Annotated in this window: 20 protein-coding genes; 12 read left to right on the forward strand and 8 right to left on the reverse strand. The window is 60.5% G+C overall.

Annotation, left to right across the window (positions count from 1 at the left end; translation table 11 throughout):
• Positions 1 to 8 precede the first annotated feature (8 nt).
• The 9 genes from KDX37_RS21310 to KDX37_RS21350 all read left to right on the forward strand — a co-directional run bounded on the left by KDX37_RS21310 (position 9) and on the right by KDX37_RS21350 (position 9,071).
• Entirely contained in the window at positions 9 to 1,265 is a 1,257-nt protein-coding gene (locus KDX37_RS21310) for an NAD(P)/FAD-dependent oxidoreductase (RefSeq protein WP_231655024.1), read from the forward strand.
• A gap of 74 nt (positions 1,266 to 1,339) precedes the next feature.
• Positions 1,340 to 2,089 (forward strand): AraC family transcriptional regulator, encoded by a 750-nt coding sequence (locus KDX37_RS21315; protein WP_231655004.1) that lies wholly within the window; start codon positions 1,340 to 1,342, stop codon positions 2,087 to 2,089.
• 256 nt (positions 2,090 to 2,345) lie between these two features.
• Positions 2,346 to 3,164 (forward strand): ABC transporter substrate-binding protein, encoded by an 819-nt coding sequence (locus KDX37_RS21320; protein WP_231655005.1) that lies wholly within the window; start codon positions 2,346 to 2,348, stop codon positions 3,162 to 3,164.
• A 10-nt stretch (positions 3,165 to 3,174) separates the two neighbouring features.
• Positions 3,175 to 4,974, forward strand: a complete 1,800-nt coding sequence (gene lhpI, locus KDX37_RS21325; RefSeq protein ID WP_231655006.1) for a cis-3-hydroxy-L-proline dehydratase — start codon at positions 3,175 to 3,177, stop codon at positions 4,972 to 4,974.
• Positions 4,967 to 5,632 carry an amino acid ABC transporter permease gene (locus KDX37_RS21330; RefSeq protein ID WP_231655007.1) on the forward strand — a complete coding sequence of 222 codons (666 nt, stop codon included), beginning with the start codon at positions 4,967 to 4,969 and terminating at the stop codon, positions 5,630 to 5,632. The genes lhpI and KDX37_RS21330 overlap by 8 nt, the downstream gene beginning before the upstream one ends.
• Before the next feature lie 10 nt (positions 5,633 to 5,642).
• A complete protein-coding gene (locus KDX37_RS21335; RefSeq protein WP_231655008.1) occupies positions 5,643 to 6,293 on the forward strand; it encodes an amino acid ABC transporter permease in 651 nt (216 codons plus the stop codon).
• Entirely contained in the window at positions 6,286 to 7,008 is a 723-nt protein-coding gene (locus KDX37_RS21340) for an amino acid ABC transporter ATP-binding protein (RefSeq protein ID WP_231655009.1), read from the forward strand. The genes KDX37_RS21335 and KDX37_RS21340 overlap by 8 nt, the downstream gene beginning before the upstream one ends.
• A 9-nt stretch (positions 7,009 to 7,017) precedes the next feature.
• Positions 7,018 to 8,046 carry a trans-3-hydroxy-L-proline dehydratase gene (locus KDX37_RS21345; protein WP_231655010.1) on the forward strand — a complete coding sequence of 343 codons (1,029 nt, stop codon included), beginning with the start codon at positions 7,018 to 7,020 and terminating at the stop codon, positions 8,044 to 8,046.
• Positions 8,047 to 8,153: 107 nt separating this feature from the next.
• Entirely contained in the window at positions 8,154 to 9,071 is a 918-nt protein-coding gene (locus KDX37_RS21350; protein ID WP_231655011.1) for a dihydrodipicolinate synthase family protein, read from the forward strand.
• A 53-nt stretch (positions 9,072 to 9,124) separates the two neighbouring features.
• Here the strand turns inward: KDX37_RS21350 and KDX37_RS21355 are convergent, their stop codons facing one another.
• The 5 genes from KDX37_RS21355 to ehuB all read right to left on the reverse strand — a co-directional run bounded on the left by KDX37_RS21355 (position 9,125) and on the right by ehuB (position 13,366).
• Entirely contained in the window at positions 9,125 to 10,132 is a 1,008-nt protein-coding gene (locus KDX37_RS21355) for an Ldh family oxidoreductase (protein ID WP_231655012.1), read from the reverse strand.
• A 135-nt stretch (positions 10,133 to 10,267) separates the two neighbouring features.
• The gene (locus KDX37_RS21360) at positions 10,268 to 11,059 is read right to left on the reverse strand and encodes an amino acid ABC transporter ATP-binding protein (protein ID WP_231655013.1); all 792 of its coding nucleotides are present in this window, start codon (positions 11,057 to 11,059) and stop codon (positions 10,268 to 10,270) included.
• A complete protein-coding gene (ehuD, locus tag KDX37_RS21365; RefSeq protein WP_231655014.1) occupies positions 11,052 to 11,702 on the reverse strand; it encodes an ectoine/hydroxyectoine ABC transporter permease subunit EhuD in 651 nt (216 codons plus the stop codon). Before ehuD ends, KDX37_RS21360 begins: the two co-directional genes overlap by 8 nt.
• Entirely contained in the window at positions 11,699 to 12,379 is a 681-nt protein-coding gene (gene ehuC, locus KDX37_RS21370; protein ID WP_231655015.1) for an ectoine/hydroxyectoine ABC transporter permease subunit EhuC, read from the reverse strand. The genes ehuD and ehuC overlap by 4 nt, the downstream gene beginning before the upstream one ends.
• Before the next feature lie 114 nt (positions 12,380 to 12,493).
• A complete protein-coding gene (ehuB, locus tag KDX37_RS21375) occupies positions 12,494 to 13,366 on the reverse strand; it encodes an ectoine/hydroxyectoine ABC transporter substrate-binding protein EhuB (protein WP_231655016.1) in 873 nt (290 codons plus the stop codon).
• A gap of 319 nt (positions 13,367 to 13,685) precedes the next feature.
• Between ehuB and KDX37_RS21380 the strand changes: the two genes are divergently transcribed.
• On the forward strand, positions 13,686 to 15,437 hold the full coding sequence (locus KDX37_RS21380) for an OPT family oligopeptide transporter (protein ID WP_231655017.1): 1,752 nt from the start codon (positions 13,686 to 13,688) through the stop codon (positions 15,435 to 15,437).
• A 53-nt stretch (positions 15,438 to 15,490) separates the two neighbouring features.
• On the opposite strand, the gene KDX37_RS21385 is transcribed toward KDX37_RS21380, so the two are convergent.
• From KDX37_RS21385 to KDX37_RS21395, 3 genes are all read right to left on the reverse strand, one after another.
• Complete coding sequence (locus tag KDX37_RS21385) at positions 15,491 to 16,417, reverse strand: Gfo/Idh/MocA family protein (protein ID WP_231655018.1); 927 nt, start codon at positions 16,415 to 16,417, stop codon at positions 15,491 to 15,493.
• A gap of 121 nt (positions 16,418 to 16,538) precedes the next feature.
• Complete coding sequence (locus tag KDX37_RS21390) at positions 16,539 to 17,159, reverse strand: LysE family translocator (protein WP_231655019.1); 621 nt, start codon at positions 17,157 to 17,159, stop codon at positions 16,539 to 16,541.
• Positions 17,160 to 17,311: 152 nt separating this feature from the next.
• Positions 17,312 to 17,884: a TetR/AcrR family transcriptional regulator gene (locus KDX37_RS21395; RefSeq protein ID WP_231655020.1), complete on the reverse strand. Its 573-nt coding sequence runs from the start codon at positions 17,882 to 17,884 to the stop codon at positions 17,312 to 17,314.
• A gap of 184 nt (positions 17,885 to 18,068) precedes the next feature.
• Between KDX37_RS21395 and KDX37_RS21400 the strand changes: the two genes are divergently transcribed.
• Positions 18,069 to 18,725 (forward strand): glutathione S-transferase, encoded by a 657-nt coding sequence (locus tag KDX37_RS21400; protein WP_406643028.1) that lies wholly within the window; start codon positions 18,069 to 18,071, stop codon positions 18,723 to 18,725.
• Positions 18,726 to 18,902: 177 nt separating this feature from the next.
• A partial coding sequence (locus KDX37_RS21405; RefSeq protein WP_231655021.1) for a LysR substrate-binding domain-containing protein occupies positions 18,903 to 19,598 on the forward strand: 696 nt, incomplete at its 3' end.

Below are 19,598 nucleotides of genomic sequence, written 5' to 3' on the forward strand. Positions count from 1 at the left end.
ACAAGACAATGAACGAGCAGGTTGACTTGCTGATCATCGGTGCTGGCCCTGCGGGCATGAGCGCCGCACTGGCTGCCGCACCCAGCGGCGCGCGTATCGTGCTGCTGGATGACAACCCGCTACCCGGCGGCCAGATCTGGCGCGACGGCCCTCAGGCCCATTTGCCGACGCAGGCCCGGCAATTGCGCGAGCAATTGCTGGCCTGCGCGAATGTGCAGGTGCATTGCAGCACCCGCGTGATTGCTCGCCCCGCAGACCGCCAATTGCTGGTGGAAAACGACCAGCATGGCTGGCTCATCGGGTATCAAAAGCTGATTCTGTGCACCGGTGCCCGCGAGCTGTTACTGCCTTTTCCTGGCTGGACTCTGCCGGGCGTTACAGGTGCCGGAGGGTTGCAGGCGCTGATCAAAGGCGGCTTGTCGGTGGCTGGGCAGCAGGTAGTGATCGCCGGCAGCGGGCCGTTACTGCTCGCCAGCGCTGCAACCGTCAGGAAAAACGCTGCTCAGGTAGTACGCATCGCCGAACAGGCCACGGCCCGCGCTGTCGGCGGGTTTACCACGCAGTTGCTGCGCTGGCCGACCAAGCTGGCGCAGGCGATCCAGCTGTTCGACAGCACCTATCGAACTGCCAGCCATGTGGTCGCCGCCCTCGGCAGTGATCGACTGGAAGGCGTGCGGTTGATGCAGCAAGGCAAACTTGTCGAGCTGGCCTGTGCACGACTGGCCTGTGGCTTTGGCCTGATCCCCAATACTCAGCTCGGTCAGGCGCTGGGCTGCGCGCTGCAGGGTCAGGCGATCGCCGTGGATGGCTTGCAGGCGACCAGCCTGCCCGACCACTTTGCGGCAGGTGAATGCACAGGTTTTGGCGGCAGCGAACTGGCGCTGGTGGAAGGCCGCATTGCCGGGTTTGCCGCCGTCGGCGAACAGGCAGCCGCGCAACGACTCTGGCCGCAACGTGAGCGCTGGCAGGGTTTTGCCAATGCGCTCAATCGCGCGTTCGCCCTGAGCCCTGTGCTCAATACACTGGCTGCACCTGACACACTGGTCTGTCGCTGCGAGGACGTGCCTTATGCATCACTGCATGGGCACAGCAACTGGCGTGAAGCCAAACTGGCCAGCCGCTGCGGCATGGGCGCCTGCCAGGGACGCATCTGTGGCGCGGCGACTGCGCAGCTGTTTGGCTGGCAACCCTCGGCCCCCCGTCCGCCGTTCAGCCCGGCCCGCATTGAAACGCTGCTGTGCGTCGACGATAACGCGCCGGGCTGAATGCTCCGTTGGGGCTTTGCGCAACGACGCAGGCGCTCTATGATCCCGAGCGTCACCCACGGACGTCCGACCTCATGCTTGCCGCCCTCGCCACCGCCAACCCCTGTCAGTTGCCGACCCTGCTCGGCAGCCTGCAACCACTGGCACCACTCCTCGATGCACTCGCCGATGTGGTGTTCTTTATCAAGGACGATGCCGCCCGCTATGCCTTCGTCAACAGCACCCTTGCCAAACGTTGTGGTTTCAAGACCAGCCAGGAACTGCTGGGGCTGACCGCCGACCAGGTGTTTCCGGCCCGCTTCGGTGCGCTGTACACCGAACAGGACCGCAAAGTGCTCAGCAGCGGCCGCGAACTGGCCGATCAACTGGAGCTGCACCTGTATTACGGCAACCAGCCGGTATGGTGCCTGACCCACAAGATCGCTCTGCAGGATGAACAGGGCCGGATCGTCGGCCTGGCGGGTATTTCCCGCGACCTGCAGCTGCCACAATCCAGCCACCCTGCTTTTCAGAAACTGGCCGCAGTGGACGCGCACATTCGCGCGCATTTCAGCCGCCCGATCAGCCTTGCCGAACTGACGGCCATTGCAGGCCTGTCAGTGGCACAACTGGAGCGTCACTGCAAAAGGATCTTCCAGCTCACGCCTCGGCAATTGATCCATAAAGCGCGTCTTGAGGAGGCCTCACGGTTACTGCGCGATGAAGACCTGCCGATCACCGATATTGCCCTGCGCTGCGGTTACACCGATCACAGCGCATTCAGCCGCCAGTTCCGCGCGCTGACCCACCTTTCCCCCAGCCAGTATCGCGACAGTCATCGCTGATGCCTGCCGGATGCACAAGTGTTCCGTTAACGCGCAGTGCGCGCTGCCCCTGCTCCGTTATGTAACACCGCTCACCTGCGATCCGGGAGCACTCGGTGTTCACTCGTGAAGCGGTAACGTCCTGAGCGCCTTGTGCCGCAAGGCTCGCAAACAATCGCAAGCGTTCCGTTGAAAACAGGCACGGCCATTGCAAATAAAATATCGTATACGAAATCCCTTATAAACTTTGCAGCACTCACTCGACTCCGAGGCTTCTATGAAAAACCCCGCTTTTGCCGTAGCCCTCAGCGCTGTGCTCAGTACCGGCTTCATCGCAACCGCCCAGGCTGACAAACTGGATGACATCATTGGCTCTGGCAAACTGCGTTGCGCGGTAACGCTGGACTTCCCGCCAATGGGCTTTCGCGACAGCGCCAACAAGCCTGCCGGTTTCGACGTCGACTACTGCAATGACCTGGCTAAAGTCCTCGGCGTCGACGCTGAAGTCGTCGAGACGCCCTTCCCTGACCGCATTCCAGCACTGATCTCAGGCCGTGCCGACGTCATCGTGGCCTCCACGTCCGATACGCTGGAACGCGCCAAGACCGTTGGCCTGAGCATTCCGTACTTCGCGTTTCAGATGGTAGTGCTGACCCGTGATGACACCGGCATCAACAGCTTCGATGACCTGAAAGGCAAGGCGCTGGGCAACACCAGCGGCACCTACGAAGCCATCGCCCTGGAGAAAGATGTGAAGAACTGGGGCAGCGGCAGCTTCCGCGCCTATCAGTCGCAGAACGACACCATTCTGGCCGTTGCCCAAGGCCACATTCAGGCCACTGTGGTGACCAACACTGTTGCGGCTGCCACCCTGAAATCCGGCAAATACAAAAACCTCAAGGTCGCGGGCAACGCCCCGTACGTCATCGATTACGTATCGCTGGGTGCCAAGCGCAGCGAGTACGGTCTGATCAATTACCTCAATCTGTTCGTCAATCAACAGGTGCGCAGCGGTCGCTACAACGAGCTGTTCGTGAAGTGGGTCGGCACCGAGATTGCGCCGGCCAATCTGACCGTGCCGAACGTCTACTACTGAGGTGACAGGGATGCCCAGCGCGCCAGCCGCCGTGACCGGACGCAGCCTGATCGAAGGCTGCGCGCAAGGTGAGTTGCTGTTCGCCGACACCGGCCTGAGTTTCTGGGGCGGTGTCGATCCGGTCAGCGGCGAGGTCATCGACCGGCACCATCCGCTCAGCGGCCGATGCCTGGCGGGCCGTGTCCTGGCGATTCCCAGCGGACGCGGCTCGTGCACCGGCAGCAGCGTGATGATGGAATTGATCAGCAACGGCCACGCACCTTCGGCACTGGTGTTGGCTGAAGCGGATGAAATCCTGACCCTCGGTGTGCTGGTCGCGCAGTACTTCTTCACGCGCTCCCTGCCGGTGCTGTGCATCGGTCGGGAAGCGTTCGCCAGTTTGCGCGATCAGGCCTGGGCACGGCTTGAAGGCACCCACCTGAATCTCTATTCGCAAGCGCCTGAAGATGACTGGCAGGCGACCCATGACCACGGGCCAGGCCTGCTTGCCGAGCCACCATTCGAGACTGAACCGTGCGTAGCCCTCAGCGACCGCGACCGCGAACTGCTCGACGGCACGCACGGCAAGGCCGCACAGGTGGCCATGCACATCGTTCTGCGCATGGCCCGGCTGCAAGGCGCCAGCCAGTTGATCAACATCACTCAGGCGCACATCGACGGCTGTATCTACACCGGCCCGGCCAGCCTGCGCTTTGCCGAACAACTGGTGCAGTGGGGCGCAAAAGTCAGCGTGCCCACCACCCTCAATTCCATCTCGGTCGACCAGCGGCGCTGGCGCGAACTGGGCATTGATCCCGCCTTGGGCGAACCCGCCAGTGCCTTGGGCGACGCCTACATGGCAATGGGCGCGCAACAGAGCTTCACCTGCGCTCCTTACCTGCTGGACAGCGCACCAGGCCTGGGCGAGCAGATCGTCTGGGCCGAGTCCAATGCGGTGGTGTACGCCAACAGCGTGCTCGGCGCGCGCACGTTGAAGTACCCCGATTATCTGGACATCTGCATCGCCCTGACCGGGCGGGCGCCCTTGATCGGCTGCCACCTGCCGGACCAGCGCGCAGCGCAACTGTTGCTCGAAGTGCCCACCATGCAGGGCATCGACGACAGCTTCTACCCGCTGCTGGGTTATCACATTGGCGCAATGTGCGGCACACGTATCCCGTTGATTACCGGCCTGCAAGAGCATCGTCCGAGTCTGGACGACCTGAAAGCCTTCGGTGCGGCTTTTGCCACCACCAGCGCTGCGCCTTTGTTTCACATCGCCGGCGTGACCCCGGAAGCCAGGGACGACAGCCAAGTGGCTGCGTTGCGCGGCATGCTCACCGGCATCCGGATCGCGCCGGTGGAGCTGATGGGCAGTTGGCTGCTGTTGAACAGCGCGCGTGACCCAGCCGTGAGAATGATCTCGCTGGGCAACCCGCATTTCTCGCTGACTGAATTCGCGCGTCTGGCTCAGCTATGCCAGGGCCGCGACAAACACCCTGACGTCGTACTGGCAATCACCTGCGGCCGCGCGGTGCTGGAACTGGCTCGGGCGGCAGGCCACATCGCCGTGCTCGAAACGTTCGGCGCAACCCTGGTCACCGACACTTGCTGGTGCATGCTCGGTGAGCCGGTAATCCCGACAGACGTCCACAGCTTGATGACCAACTCAGGCAAATACGCCCACTACGCACCCGGTCTGGTGGGGCGCAGCGTGCACTTCGCCAGCCTCGCCGAATGCGTCGAAAGTGCCTGCTCCGCCACCGTCAGTGGTCGGTTGCCTGCCTGGCTGACCGCAGCTTCCCTTCCGGAGAATCCCGCCCATGTTTGATTACACCTTCCAGTGGCGAGCAGCGTTGCGCGCCTTGCCGGACATGTTGCAGGGCGCGTGGGTGACGTTCGAGACCGCCGCCCTGTCGATGATTTTTGGCGTGCTGATTGCGCTGGCACTGACCGTGATGCGCTCAGCCCCAAGCCCCGTGCTGCGCGGCATCGGCGACGGCTGGGTGTCGATTGCCCGTAACACACCGTCGTTGTTTCAGATTTATATCCTGTACTTCGGCCTCGGATCGCTGGGCCTGCATGTCAGCTCGTGGCTCGCGCTGTTGGCCGGGATCACCTTCAACAACGCGGGCTATCTGGCAGAAAACTTCCGCGGCGGCCTCAAGGCGGTGCCCGATACGCAGATGCGCGCGGCACGGTCGCTGGGCATGAGCGCCTTTCAGACCTATCGCATGATCATCGTTCCGCAACTGTTGCGCGTGGTGTTTTACCCGCTCAGCAATCAGATGGTCTGGGCCGTCCTCATGACCTCGCTGGGCGTGGTGGTCGGGCTGAACAATGACCTGACCGGCGTGACGCAGGACTACAACGTCAAGACCTTCCGCACGTTCGAATATTTCGCCATCGCGGCCGTACTTTATTACCTGATCGCCAAGCTGATCGTCGGCCTTGCCCGACTGATGAGCTGGCGTCTGTTCCGCTACTGAGGAGCTGCGCATGCTGTCTACCAGCCTTACCTCAACCGATCTGCTGTTCATGCTCGATGGCGCGTGGGTGACCCTGCAACTGACGTTCTGGGCCATTCTGCTGGGCTCGTTCTTCGGCCTGCTATTCGGCTTGCTGCGCGCCCTGGCCCCACGTGCCAGCCTGCCGCTGGCCTGGGTTCTGGATGTGTTCCGCAGCGTGCCGCTGTTGATCCAGTTCGTCCTGCTCAATGCCTTCAAAAGCATCATCGGGCTCAACATCAGTGCCTTCAGCGTGGGCTGCATCGTGCTCGGCGTTTACGCTGCGGCCTACTTCACGGAAATCGTGCGCAGTGGCGTGCTCGCTGTTTCGCTGTCGGTGCGCCGGGCCAGCCGTTCACTGGGCCTGAGCTATTGGCAGGACTTGCGCTACATCGTCTTGCCCATGGCCACTCGGGTGGCATTCCCCGGTTGGCTGAACCTGGTGCTCGGGGTCATGAAAGACACCGCACTGGTGATGTGGATCGGCATCGTCGAGTTGCTGCGCGCCTCGCAAACCATCGTCACGCGCATACAGGAGCCGCTGCTGGTGCTGTGCATCGCCGGCCTCATCTACTACGTCATGAGCCTGGTGGTTGCACGCCTGGGCGCCCGTCTGGAAAGAAGGTGGCAGGAAAATGATTGAGATCGAAAACGTACACAAATCCTTTGGCGAGCTGGAGGTCATCAAGGGCGTCAGCCTGACGGTGAAAAAAGGTGAAGTGGTCTCGATCATCGGTGGCTCGGGCTCGGGTAAGTCCACCCTGTTGATGTGCATCAACGGCCTGGAGCCGATTCAGAAAGGCAGTATCCGGGTCGATGGCGTCGAGGTGCACGACAAGCACACCAATCTGAATCAGCTGCGACAGAACATCGGCATTGTGTTCCAGCAATGGAATGCCTTTCCGCACCTGACGGTACTGGAAAACGTGATGCTGGCGCCGCGCAAGGTACTGGGCAAGAGCAAGCAGGAAGCCGAGGCGCTGGCGATCCAGCAGCTGACCCACGTGGGCCTCAGCGACAAGTTCAAGACCTTCCCCGGCAAGCTGTCCGGTGGTCAGCAACAGCGCATGGCGATTGCCCGTGCGCTGGCGATGTCGCCGGATTACATGCTGTTCGACGAAGCCACCTCGGCACTCGACCCGCAGTTGGTGGGCGAGGTACTGGACACCATGCGCATGCTGGCCGAGGACGGCATGACCATGGTGCTGGTGACCCATGAAATCCGTTTTGCCAGGGACGTGTCCGACCGTGTGGCGTTTTTCCGCAATGGACTGGTGCACGAGATCGGCTCGCCGGATCAGGTGATTGGCAATCCGTTGCTGCCAGAGACGGCGGCCTTCCTCAAATCGGTCAAATAGGAGCGGGCAATGCGCTCATCAAAAGTGATTCACGTGGTCAGTTGCCATGCCGAAGGTGAAGTCGGCGACGTCATTGTCGGTGGGGTTGCGCCGCCACCCGGTGCCACGGTCTGGGAGCAGTCACGCTGGATAGCTGCCGACGAAACGCTGCGCAACTTCGTTCTCAATGAGCCGCGCGGCGGTGTATTCCGCCACGTCAATCTGCTGGTGCCCGCGAAGGACCCACGTGCGCACATGGCCTGGATCATCATGGAGCCAGCCGACACGCCGCCCATGTCTGGTTCCAACTCTTTATGTGTGTCGACCGTATTGCTGGACAGCGGCATCCTGCCCATGACCGAACCACAGACACGGCTGGTACTCGAAGCACCCGGCGGCCTGATCGAGGCCGTGGCCGAGTGCCGGGACGGCAAAGTACAGCGTGTCGAAGTCACCAACGTGCCGTCGTTCGTCGACCGCCTGGACGCGTGGATTGAAGTCGAAGGGCTGGGTTCGATCAAGGTCGACACCGCGTATGGCGGCGACAGTTTCGCGATTGTCGACGCCCATACGCTGGGGTTCGAGATCCGACCGGACGAAGCCCGGGATATGGTGGAGACGGGCCTGAAAATCACCCGTGCCGCCAACGAACAGCTCGGTTTCGTCCACCCTTTGAACCCTGACTGGGCGCATATCTCGTTCTGTCAGATCGCCGCCCCCATCGTTCATGAAAACGGCATTGCCACTGGCGCCAACGCGGTGGTGATACGGCCTGGCAAGATCGACCGCTCGCCGTGCGGCACCGGCTGTTCGGCGCGCATGGCGGTGCTGCATGCCCGTGGCCAGTTACAGAGGGGCGAGGCGTTCATAGGGCGCTCAATCATCGGCTCACTGTTCCATTGCCGAATCGATTCGTTGACCGAAGTGGCAGGACGCGCGGCGATCACCCCGTGCATCTCGGGCCGCGCCTGGATCACTGGCACCCATCAGCACCTGCTCGACCCGGACGATCCGTGGCCACAAGGTTATCGCCTGTCCGACACCTGGCCTGGCGCGTAAGCCTCAGACCGAAAGCTATTGACTGGCACTGAACAAGCGTAAAAACCGGATTTTTACCGACCCCAATAAACGTATACGAAATACAATCAGCATCAGGAGTATCTGAAATGAGCAAGCGTATCAACTGGAGTGGCGTGTTCCCGGCGGTCACCACTCAATTCAACGATGACTTCTCCATCAACCTGGAGAAGACTCACCAGGTCATTTCCAACGTGATCCGCGATGGGGTTTCTGGCCTGGTGGTATGCGGTTCCGTGGGCGAAAACACCTCGCTGACCGCTGAAGAAAAAATCGCTGTAACCGAAGTTGCAGTGGATGCTTCACGCGGTCGGGTGCCGGTGATTTGCGGCGTTGCCGAGTTCACCAGCATTGCTGCTGCCAAAACCGCCAATGCAGTGCGCAAGGCCGGCGTCGATGGCGTGATGCTGATGCCTGCGCTGGTCTATGGTTCGAAGCCCTTCGAAACTGCCGAACACTACCGCTACGTCGCGAAAAACGCCGACGTGCCATTGATGGTCTACAACAACCCGCCGATCTACAAAAACGACGTGACCGCCGAGATCCTGATCTCTCTGGCCGACTGCGACAACGTGGTGTGCTTCAAGGATTCGTCGGGTGACACGCGACGTTTCATTGATGTGCGCAATGAGGTCGGGGATCGCTTCGTGCTGTTCGCCGGGCTGGATGACGTGGTGCTGGAGAGCATCGCCGTGGGTGCTGAAGGCTGGGTGTCGGGGATGTCCAACGTGTTCCCGCAGGAAGGCGAAACCATCTTCCGTCTGGCCAAGGCCGGACGCTTTGCCGAAGCGATGGAAATCTACCAGTGGCTGATGCCGATCCTGCACCTGGACGCCCGCGCGGACCTGGTTCAATGCATCAAGCTGTGTGAAGCCATTGTCGGCCGCGGCAGCGCGCTGACCCGCCCTCCACGACTGGCGCTGCCCGACGAAGATCGCCTGTTCGTCGAACGCATCATGGCCAAAGCGCTGGCCAACCGACCTGCCTTGCCAGACGTCGGTCTCTGACAGGCGCGGCGGACGACTGAACGGGCAGCCCTGAAAAGCTGCCCGTTGTGCATTCAGGCCAGCAAGGCGTTCAAATCCTTGAACAACACAGGGTCGATTTCCACCCCGTCGATCAGGCTGCGCTCGCGTGCTTCATAGCGCCGCTGCGAAGGCAGGCGCGCGCCCTGCCCTTGAATGGCATCGAACAGGGTTTCGGCCCGGGCCAGATGTTGCTCGGCGCTATCACCAAGAAAACGCTGAGGGTCCATGACGATAATCAGCTCGCCATGGTAGGGCGAAGATTTGCTGCCCGCGTCATGCGCCAGTGATTCGGCGCTGGTCAGATCACCAATCAACGGACCTGCAATCAGCTCGACCATCGCCGCCAGCGCCGAACCCTTGTGACCGCCGAACGGCAGCATCGCGCCCAGATCCAGCACCACATCAGGATCGGTGCTCGGTTGCCCCGACGCGTCCACGCCCCAACCCTCGGGGATCGCCTTGCCTGCACGGCGGTGCAACTCGATGTCACCCCGGGCAATGGCACTGGTCGCGAAGTCGAACACGAACGGTTGTTTGCCTGCACGAGGCCAGCCGAACGCGATCGGGTTGGTGCCAAACACCGGCAGACTGCCGCCTGCTGGTGCCACCCAGGCATGGCTGGGATTACACGCAAGCGCCACCAGGCCGAACGGTGTGATCTGTTCGATTTCACCCCACAACGCTGAAAAATGTACGCAATGGTTGATCGCCATCGCCGCAATGCCGGTGGCCCGGGCCTTCTCTACCAGCAGCGGCAAGCCAGCCTGTAACGCCAGCAACGAAAACCCACCGCCCGCATCGACCTTGACGATTGAAGGGGCCTGATCGATGACCTGGGGTATCGCGTCACCGATCACCTTGCCACGCTGTAATGTGCTGACGCAGCCCAGCACACGATACAGGCCATGCGAGCGACAACCGTCGCGCTCACCGGCAACCACCGTTTCGGCCACCGCCCGGGCATGGTCACGGTCAAAGCCGTTGTGCAGCAGAATGGATTCGGCCAGTTCGAACGCTTGGGACAGGGATAATCGGATCATGAAAGGCTCCTTGGGCTGACCTTGCAGGATGACGCGAAGCCCCGTGGAAGACTTGATCCGTTTCGATCACAGGATGACGATCCCGGCACAGCGGTTGAACTGCGCGGCTGTGGTGGCAAGCTCCGGCATACAGCCTCAACGCTGCTCGACGAGGTTCAGAAAGCGCCGCGTTCGTTCGTTTTCCGGTTCGATCAATATCTCTCGCGCACTGCCGTCGGCGACGATCTTGCCGCCTTCCATGAACAGCACCCGGTCGGCAATGTCCTGTGCGAATTTCATTTCATGGGTCACCAGCAGCATGGTCATCTGCTGTTCGTGAGCAATCGAGCGAATCACTGCCAACACCTCGCCGACCAGCTCCGGGTCCAGTGCAGAGGTCACTTCATCGAACAGCATCACCTGCGGGCGCATGGCCAGGGCACGGGCAATCGCTACGCGTTGCTGCTGACCGCCCGAGAGTTGGCCGGGATAGGCATCCGCCTTATGGCTCAAGCCGACTCGCCCCAGGTATTCACTGGCGCGTTCATGCGCTTCTTCGCGGCTGAGCTTCAAGACCCGCAACGGCGCCTCGGTGACGTTTTCCTGCACGGTCAGGTGCGGGAACAGGTTGAACTGCTGAAACACCATGCCGACCCGATGCACCACCGGCGGCTTTTTCGAGAACGGCCAGCGCCAGCCAGCATGGGTGTCGGGCACCGCGCAACCAGCCACTTGGATGCTGCCGTGCTGATAGGTTTCCAGACCTTTGATCAAGCGCAATACCGTGGACTTTCCTGAGCCGCTGGGGCCGATCAGGGCGACTTTCTGACCCTGAGGAATGCTCAGGTCCAGATGATCGATAACCCGTGTGCTGCCAAAATTCTTGACCACCTGTTTCAACTGGATCTGCGGTGCAGCGACCGCCAATGAATGTGCCAGATCAGACATGACGGCGCCTTTCGAGATAGTTGAACAACAGTGAAGTGGGCACGCTGATCGCCAGAAACATCAGCGCCATCACCGTGTAGGGTTCGTTGTAGCGGTAGGTCAGGCCGGCGATCTGTTTGGCGGCCTGGAACAGTTCGGGAATGGTGATGACCGCCAGCAACGGCGTCTCCTTGAACATGCCGATCAGGTAATTGCCCAGAATGGGCAGCATCGGCTTCAGCGCCTGCGGAAGAATGATGCGTTGCCAGGTGGTGGCCGCATCGAAATCCAGCGCCCGCGCCGCCTCCCACTGGCCTGTCGGTATGTCTTCAATGGCGCCGCGATAAGCCTCTGCGATGTAGGCGCCGTAATACAGCCCAAGCCCGATCACGCCCGTGGAGATCGCAGGCAGCGTAATGCCTGCCAGAGGCAATGCGAAAAACAGCACGTACAACTGCACCATCAACGGGGTGTGCCGGAAAAAACTCCAGTACCCGGTGCTGAGCCGATGCAGCCACGTACGCCTCGAACGCTGGGCAATCGCCAACATCAGCCCCACCACCACGGCCAGCAGAAACCCCAGCACCACCACCTGCTGGGTGACCAGCAGCCCCAGCAACAGCTCGGGCAGAATCGACCAGGCAAACGCGTAATCGAAACTCATGACGGCGCACCCTGACGCCAGGCCGTGACGTGTCGCTCATAGCGCCGCACCAGCCAGCTCAAGGGCCATGCCATCAGGAAATAGCAGACCAGCACAACACTCCAGATCAGTGTCTGCTGGCCCAGCGTGGTAATCACTTGTGCGCCGGAGAACGTCAGGTCACTCAAGCTGATCAGCGAGACCAACGAGGTGGTCTTCAGCAGTTCGACCAATTGATTACCCATCGGCGGCAACATGAACGGCAGTGCCTGGGGCAGGATGACCCGCCGAAAAGCCGTCAGCGAATCAAAATCCAGTGCACGCAACGCATCGCGCTGACCTTGGCTGACATTAGCCAGCGCCGAGCGGACGATCTCCGACCCATAGGCTGAAAAGGTCAGGCCCAGACCCAGCACGCCAGTGGCCATGGGCGACAGGCTGATGCCGAACAGCGGCAGAATGAAATACAGATAAAACAGCAGCACCAGGGCTGAAATGCCGCGCAGCACCTCGACATAAACCATGGCAATCCAGCGCAGCACGCGCCAGGGCGACAGCCGCATCAAGGCAATGACAAACGACATCACCACCACGATCAGCTGCGCAAGCAGGGTTATTTTCAGCGTTACCACCGCGCCGGATGCCAATTGACGCGCGATAAAGCCCGCAGTCTCTACAACAGATGGATCAAACAACATGGCCTGTACTCGTATGGGCTGAGGCCGTTTGCCAATCGGATTTCATGGCCGCCACGAGCAGTGGCGGAACCGATCAGCGTGAGGGGTCAACGCGTTTCCGGGTGGACGTGCGCCTTACAGGGCGCAGCGCTGCTGCGCCGTCACGCTGGTTTCCGGCAGTTCATTTTCGGTGTAGCCATATTTCTGCAGGATCTTCAGCAGCTCGCCCGAACCACGCAGTTTGGCCAGTTGCTCGTTGAATGCCTGAGTGAATTCGGGATCGTTCTTCGGCAGGCCGTACGCATGGAAATTCCAGCTCGGCTTGCCTTGCGCATCCGGAATCTGTTCGAACGGCAGCGCTCGTTCGATGGCGGGGCTGTTGGCCTTCTTCACCAGGCTGATGACTTCAGCATCGGGGAAATACACGACCTCGACACGCCCCGCTTGCAGTGCGGCGACTGCTTCGGTGTCCTTGTCAAACAGCACGACGTTGCCAGTGGCAATCCCGCTGTTCTTCGCCTCCAGCACCTGGTTACTGCCCGGTTGCGTGGCCAGACGCACTTTGTCATTGGCGGCCACGTCCTTGAGGCTGTGCAGGTTCAGCGGGTTACCCGCCTTGACGATGAACGCGCCACCCGAGCGGGTCACCGGGTTGGAATAACCGATGACCTTGCAGCGCGCTGGATTGATGAACAGGCCGGCACCGATCAGATCAAAGCGGCCGGCAGCAAGCCCTGGCACCAGCGAGCCGAAGTCGGTGATCGGCGTTTCTATCTTGCTGATGCCCAACGGTGCAAGCACCGCTTTCAGGATTTCGACGTTAGCGCCGGTGACGTTGCCGTCCGTGCCGATATAGGCATAGGGTTGCTCATTGGCGATGCCCGCAGTCAGACCACTACTACGGCCTTTTTCCAGCAGACCGGCCACGGCAGGCACCGAACACAATGCTCCCAACAGCACGACAGATCCAAACACAGCGGAGGACAACAAGGGCTTCAGGGCTTTCATCAAAAAGGCTCGACGGTGGCTGGGCAAGGCAGCGAGCATAAGGTTCTAAAAAATCATTTCTAAATATTTTTTATGCATGAGCTTATGGATAAAAGTGCTGAGGTCCGTTCTGTCAGGCATATGGTAGAGGGCCTGTGAATAAACCTCTTCAAGAGTTCCGGCTTACGGCACCAGCCTCAAAAACTATGGGCATGACACTTGAATAGTCAGGTGCCTGAGCTCACGCGGTGCGCTCTGCGTTGGCCCTGATACTGAACCTTCAGAGTTCTCAGGGCTCAGTTGTGCTGAATGCAGTTGCGATCTCGATCAAGGATCAGCCATGGACAGCACCTCCCCCACTGCCCTTCCCCAGGTACGCGTCGAACGCGAGTTGAGCCTGCGTGCGGTGCTGACCGGCGCTGTGCTGGGCATCCTGCTGACGCCTTCGAATGTGTATGCGGGCCTCAAGATCGGCTGGTCGTTCAACATGTCGATCATCGCCCTGCTGGTGGGCTTCGTCGTATGGCAGGGCCTGGCCGGACGTGGCAACAGGCGCCCGACCTGGACACTGCACGAGAGCAATATCAACCAGACTGTGGCCTCGGCCGCCGCTTCCATTGTCTCTGGCGGACTGGTCGCGCCGATCCCCGCCTATACGTTGCTCACCGGCCAGCAACTGGACGCAGTGCCGATGATGGCCTGGGTTTTTTCGGTCAGTTTTCTTGGCATCTGGATCGCCTGGTACCTGCGCCCCGCCCTGCTGAACGATCACGGCCTGAAGTTTCCGGAAGGCATGGCGACCCTGGAAACCCTGCAACATATCTACAACCACGGTCAGGAGGCCGTGGCCCGGATCAAAGTGCTGTTCAGCGCCGCGCTGTTGTCAGGGCTGGTGAAATGGGTGGATGGCTTTGTCTGGGCGATCCCGCGCTGGGCGCCGACCCCGGCGCTCGAACGCTTGACCTTCACCCTTGATCCTTCGCTGCTGTTGATCGGCTTCGGCGGCATCATTGGCATTCGTGTGGGCGTGACCCTGTTGCTGGGTGCAGCGCTGGCCTGGGGCGGTCTGGCCCCTTGGCTGATCGATCATGCACTGGTGGTGCTCGCGCCGGACGCCAGCGGCCCGCAATTCGCCAAACTGGTGGAGTGGCTGCTGTGGCCGGGCGTCAGCCTGATGGTGTGCGCCACGCTCACCTCATTGCTCATCAACCTGTTCAAGGCCCCTGCGCGACAGCCCCGCAAAAAGGCAAAGGCACCCCGCGCCCGGGTGCGGCTCACACCCTTGCCGCTGGTGGGACTGCTGGCGTCCATTGTGCTGGTGGTGAGCTTGCAGGGGTTGCTGTTCGGGATCGATGTGTGGATGGCGTTGCTGAGCATACCGCTGGCCATTTGTCTGGCCGTGGTCGCAGCCCGGGTAGTGGGCGCGACTGGCATTGCACCGATCGGTGCCATCGGCAAGCTGTCGCAGCTGAGCTTTGGCGCCATCGCGCCGGGACAGGTGGCCATCAATCTGATGAGCGCCAACACCGCCGGAGGGGCCGCCGGGCAATCTACCGACCTGATGAACGATTTCAAGGTAGGCCTGGCCATTGGCGCAACGCCGCACCAGCAACTGATCGCCCAATGCATCGGGATTTTCATTGGCAGCATCGTGGGCGTGCTGGTCTACCTGATGCTGATCCCTGATCCGCAGCACATGCTGCTCACCGAGCAGTGGCCTGCCCCGGCGGTCGCAACCTGGAAGGCGGTGGCTGAAACCCTGACTCACGGGCTGGGTTCGTTGTCCGTAGAGATTCGTTGGGCCATCGCCATCGGCAGTGTGTGCGGCGTGCTGCTGGGTGCGCTGGATACGCTGCTGCCGCACACTGCAGCCCGTTGGTTGCCGAGTACGGCAGCGTTCGGTCTGGCGTTCATTCTGCCCGCCTCGACTTCGATGATGATGGGCTTTGGCGCCGTACTGACTTGGGTTGTCAGTTGCCGCTGGCCAAGCATCACCGAGCGCTTCGCAATCACCGCAGCAGCGGGGTTGATTGCCGGAGAGAGCATAACTGGCGTAGGTGCTTCGTTCTGGGAAATGCTCAAGAACCTTTAGCGACAGACGAAGCATTGCCCGGCATGCGGATCAGCCGGGCAATGCTCAATGGCTTACTCGTGAAAGTCCGCGACTGTCTGCTTGCTGCCGACAAAAAAACTGTCGGCGACAATACGCAGCGGTTGCAGGTCCAGGTCACTGGCACCGCTCTGGATCAGGCTTGCGAAATGGCGGTACATGGCCGGGTATTCGCCCTCCTCCGATACGGCCTGAGCAACGCCGTCGACACTGACGACTGCCCCGCCTGAGTCGAGGCGCATCGTGCCCTGATCGGTATGCAACTCGATGCTCCACATCTCGTTGACGCTGTGATCGAAATCCAGCTCGGCAACAATCTGCACGTGCCCGCCCGAGCGCATGTGCACGGAGGCGGCTATAGGCGACTGGCAGTTGCCCGGCACGCTCAAGGCGGCGGACTCGACAAACAGCGCGTCAGGCAACAGCTCGGTGACGATGGACAACGCATTGATGCCCGGATCGAACACCCCAAGACCACCTGCTTGCCAGATCCAGGTCTGGCCGGGGTGCCATTTGCGCACCTGCTCCTTCCAGTCCACACGCACCTGTTTGAGCGACTTGCCCTCAAGCCACTGACGGGCGTTGACCACGCCCGGCGCAAAGCGCGAGTGCCAGGCGAACAACCCTGTCACACCGGCTTTTTCAACTTCGTCGATTAGCGCCAGGGCTTCGCCGAGCGTCGAGCATGGCGGCTTTTCCACCAGCACGTGCTTGCCTGCATTCAGCGCCTGCTGGACCAGAGCAAAACGCCCCTGTGGTGGCGTACAGAAAGCGATGGCGTCGACCTGAGGGCCTGTTGCGAGCAACTCGGCCAGTGAACTGAAGTTGTCGACACCCGGACAGGGTTGGCCCAACGTGGCAACGGCCACCAGCTCGAACTGCGGATTGGCGAGAATTGCCGGTACGTGTTGGTCCTGCGCGATCTTGCCGTAGCCCACCAGTCCTAAACGAATCGGATGCATCGATGACTCCTGTGATGTTGTCATTGTTTTTATGCGGGCTGCTTGATGAAAGTCATGCCCGAGAAGCGATCAGAAACCGTTATTGTCACTCGATCCTGCACGGCAGGATCGAGCCGAAACGCTATCGTTTGCTGAACGCCAGACGCGCAGCAAACAACACGAAGATCATACCTGTCGTACGGTCCATCCAAGTGATGACGCGTGGACGCCGCAGCACGCCAGCCAGCGGTTGAGTGGCTGCTATCAGTACAATCGACCAGAGCAGACCGATCAGCACATGGATGCTCACCAGGCCAAACGTCCAGGCCACCAGCGGCTGCCCTGCCGGGATGAACTGCGGCAAGAAGGAGACGTAGAAAATGCCGATCTTGGGGTTCAGGAGATTGCCCGTCAGGCCTTTGAAAAACCAGCCAATGCGTGGCGACCGCCCCTGCTCAACCGACGACAGTGACCGACGCGGACGTAACAACATGTTCAGGCCAAGCCAGGCAAGGTACGCCGCGCCGCAGTATTTCAATACGTTGAAAGCCAGCTCCGACACCGCAATCAATGCTCCCAGCCCGAACGCAACCGCAGCTCCCCACAGCAGGCACCCGGCATTGATACCCAAGGCTGCACGAAAGGCCTGCTGTTTGCCCTCGACAGTGGCAGTTCTCAATACCAGTGCAGTGTCCAGACCGGGTGTCAGGGTCAGCAGAGTTGCGGCGAAGGTGAAGGCAACAAGATTGTCGGCAATGGACATCGGCTGATGACCCCGAAGTGGTTGAGCACGCACGTTAGCACAGGCCCCGACGCTTCGAAAAACGTATCAGCCGGTCACCCATGAAGAAACACGTACGCCCGCAGACTGGGCCTTGATACATGAATGAGCCGGTCACATCGAGTGCCGGTGGGTCAGCTTTGTGAGGCAGGAATCAACCCTGCTTCCCGGTAGCTGAGGATCAGATCGTCGAAAAGGCTGATATCGAGCCGTGTCCGGGCGATCAGTTGAGCGCCCGCTACGGCGGTGTAAACAGCCAGGGCACGTCGTTTGCACATCTCTTCGCTACCCAGTTCGGCATCAAGCAGCACTTGAGCCAGCCATTCGACATTGATGTCTGCGAATGCCTTGACCTCGCGCTTGACCTCTTCGGGCAAGTCTTCGTGCTCCGCCGCCATGAAACTCGACAGACAGAGCCTGTTGTCATCTTCCAGCGAGGTCCGAAAGATCGATGGATAGCGGTCCAGACACCGCAGCGGATCGGTTTCGGCATCGCGAATGGCCTGCAAGATCCTGGCAGTGTCTTGCCAATAGCGTGCGGCGACCGCAGCGCCAAGATCCGCCTTGCTCGGAAAATGGTAATAGATGCTCGCGTTCTTGATGCCAACCGCTTCGCCAATACTTCTGAAGTTGATGCCGCTGTAGCCGTGCTTCTGGGCCGCTGTTTTCGCAGACGCCAAGATGGCCTCCCGCGCGTTTTCGCTCATGGTCGATTTCCCTCGCTGATCCTCCAACAGGGCGAATTCTACGCTCGAAATCAACAGCCTGCCAACTGACAGGTAGGGGTTGACAGCAAAAGAACAGCCGCCCACTATTTACCTACCAACTGACAGGCAGGTAAAACCCATGATCTCTACAACCGTGCAACTCGACCCCTCCGCTGTCTCGCCCCTGAAGATCCACGACTGGTTCGACGGCCCCTATCCGGCTCGTGTACGCATCGCCTTGGCAGAGAAAAGTCTGCTGTCGAGGACCGAGTTTGTGTCGGTCAACCTGTGGAAAGGCGAACACAAGAAGCCGGAATTTCTGGCGATCAATTATTCGGGCACGCTCCCTGTACTGGAGTTGACCGACGGCACGCTCATTGCGGAATGCACGGCCATCACTCAGTACCTGGATGCGGTGACAGGAAGCCCTACCCTCACCGGACAAACGCCGGTGGAAAAAGCGCTCATCCACATGATGACCAAACGTGCAGAAATCGAATTTCTCGATGCCGTCAGCGTGTATTTCCATCATGCAACACCTGGGCTTGGGCCGCAGGTAGAGCTCTATCAAAACCCTGAGTGGGGCAATCGTATGCGCGACAAGGCCATCCGGGGCATGCGTTATTTCGACAGCGTTCTCCAGCATCAGTCGTTCGTCGCGGGCGAGACGTTTTCCATGGCTGATATCGCGGTGCTCGGCGGGATGATTTTTGCCTCGCTGGTCAAGCTTCCCGTACCTGAGGACTGCGAGGCGCTGCTGGCATGGCACGCCAGTATGCAGGCAAGACCGAGCGTGCAGGAATGGAAAGCAATGGTTAAACGTGGTGCGCCGCAAAACTGAAATCCGTCCGTTGAATCGGCACCCGCTTGCAATGGCGGGTGTTGTTCGTGGTCGCCCGACAGCCACGACGGGTAATCATCAACGGTGATGCCAATGCAGGGCACAGCGCCATGAACACAGTTTGTCTATCTGCTAACCTGATAAAAACACTTTTGAAGCGCGCGGAGTATTCTTCAAATGGATGAGCTGAGAAAAATAGACTTGAACCTGCTCCTCGCGCTGCATGCCCTTCTGCTCGAAAAACACGTCACTCGCGCTGCGGTTCGCCTGCATCGAAGCCAGCCGGCGGTGAGCCATGCGCTCGCGCAACTGCGTGCCCATTTCGATGATCCGTTACTGGTCCGCAACGAAGGCAAAATGGTGCTGACTGCACGCGCCCACTCGTTGGTCAAACCGCTGCAAGATGCACTGGGTACGCTGAATAGTCTGCTGGCTTCGCCAGTCTTTGATCCTGCCCACACTCAGCGTCGTTTTCGGCTGGCACTCTCAGACTATGCGTTACGCATCGTACTGCCTTCTCTCGTCACTCTGCTTCGACGCACAGCGCCGGGTGTTGACTTGGCAATCAGCCAGGCCAGCCGCGAAGTGATGCTGGCCCAGCTGCAGGACGGCGAACTTGACCTGGCCCTTGGTATCTTCGAAGCGCCACCAGAAGACATCAGGGTACAAACCCTGTTTGTCGAAGATTTCGTAAGTATTGCGGACCGTCAGATATTGCCCGCAAAAGGCGCTCTGTCTCTGGATGACTGGCTGGCGCAGCCGCATGTCATGGTCTGCGGATTCCACGCCATCTGGACACTCAGCCCACCAACATCCGGACACCCGTTCCACGCTCATCCGGACAGGCAGTCGGAGCGCAGCTACGCAGGTTCG

The organism is Pseudomonas californiensis (assembly GCF_021147775.1).
Lineage (GTDB): Bacteria > Pseudomonadota > Gammaproteobacteria > Pseudomonadales > Pseudomonadaceae > Aquipseudomonas > Aquipseudomonas californiensis.

Bases quoted from the DNA above. Each gene is read 5' to 3' on its own strand.
- KDX37_RS21310 (WP_231655024.1), top strand. From the start codon at position 9: ATGAACGAGCAGGTTGACTTGCTGATCATCGGTGCTGGCCCTGCGGGC.
- KDX37_RS21315 (WP_231655004.1), top strand. From the start codon at position 1,340: ATGCTTGCCGCCCTCGCCACCGCCAACCCCTGTCAGTTGCCGACCCTG.
- KDX37_RS21320 (WP_231655005.1), top strand. From the start codon at position 2,346: ATGAAAAACCCCGCTTTTGCCGTAGCCCTCAGCGCTGTGCTCAGTACC.
- lhpI (WP_231655006.1), top strand. From the start codon at position 3,175: ATGCCCAGCGCGCCAGCCGCCGTGACCGGACGCAGCCTGATCGAAGGC.
- KDX37_RS21330 (WP_231655007.1), top strand. From the start codon at position 4,967: ATGTTTGATTACACCTTCCAGTGGCGAGCAGCGTTGCGCGCCTTGCCG.
- KDX37_RS21335 (WP_231655008.1), top strand. From the start codon at position 5,643: ATGCTGTCTACCAGCCTTACCTCAACCGATCTGCTGTTCATGCTCGAT.
- KDX37_RS21340 (WP_231655009.1), top strand. From the start codon at position 6,286: ATGATTGAGATCGAAAACGTACACAAATCCTTTGGCGAGCTGGAGGTC.
- KDX37_RS21345 (WP_231655010.1), top strand. From the start codon at position 7,018: ATGCGCTCATCAAAAGTGATTCACGTGGTCAGTTGCCATGCCGAAGGT.
- KDX37_RS21350 (WP_231655011.1), top strand. From the start codon at position 8,154: ATGAGCAAGCGTATCAACTGGAGTGGCGTGTTCCCGGCGGTCACCACT.
- KDX37_RS21355 (WP_231655012.1), bottom strand. From the start codon at position 10,132: ATGATCCGATTATCCCTGTCCCAAGCGTTCGAACTGGCCGAATCCATT.
- KDX37_RS21360 (WP_231655013.1), bottom strand. From the start codon at position 11,059: ATGTCTGATCTGGCACATTCATTGGCGGTCGCTGCACCGCAGATCCAG.
- ehuD (WP_231655014.1), bottom strand. From the start codon at position 11,702: ATGAGTTTCGATTACGCGTTTGCCTGGTCGATTCTGCCCGAGCTGTTG.
- ehuC (WP_231655015.1), bottom strand. From the start codon at position 12,379: ATGTTGTTTGATCCATCTGTTGTAGAGACTGCGGGCTTTATCGCGCGT.
- ehuB (WP_231655016.1), bottom strand. From the start codon at position 13,366: ATGAAAGCCCTGAAGCCCTTGTTGTCCTCCGCTGTGTTTGGATCTGTC.
- KDX37_RS21380 (WP_231655017.1), top strand. From the start codon at position 13,686: ATGGACAGCACCTCCCCCACTGCCCTTCCCCAGGTACGCGTCGAACGC.
- KDX37_RS21385 (WP_231655018.1), bottom strand. From the start codon at position 16,417: ATGCATCCGATTCGTTTAGGACTGGTGGGCTACGGCAAGATCGCGCAG.
- KDX37_RS21390 (WP_231655019.1), bottom strand. From the start codon at position 17,159: ATGTCCATTGCCGACAATCTTGTTGCCTTCACCTTCGCCGCAACTCTG.
- KDX37_RS21395 (WP_231655020.1), bottom strand. From the start codon at position 17,884: ATGAGCGAAAACGCGCGGGAGGCCATCTTGGCGTCTGCGAAAACAGCG.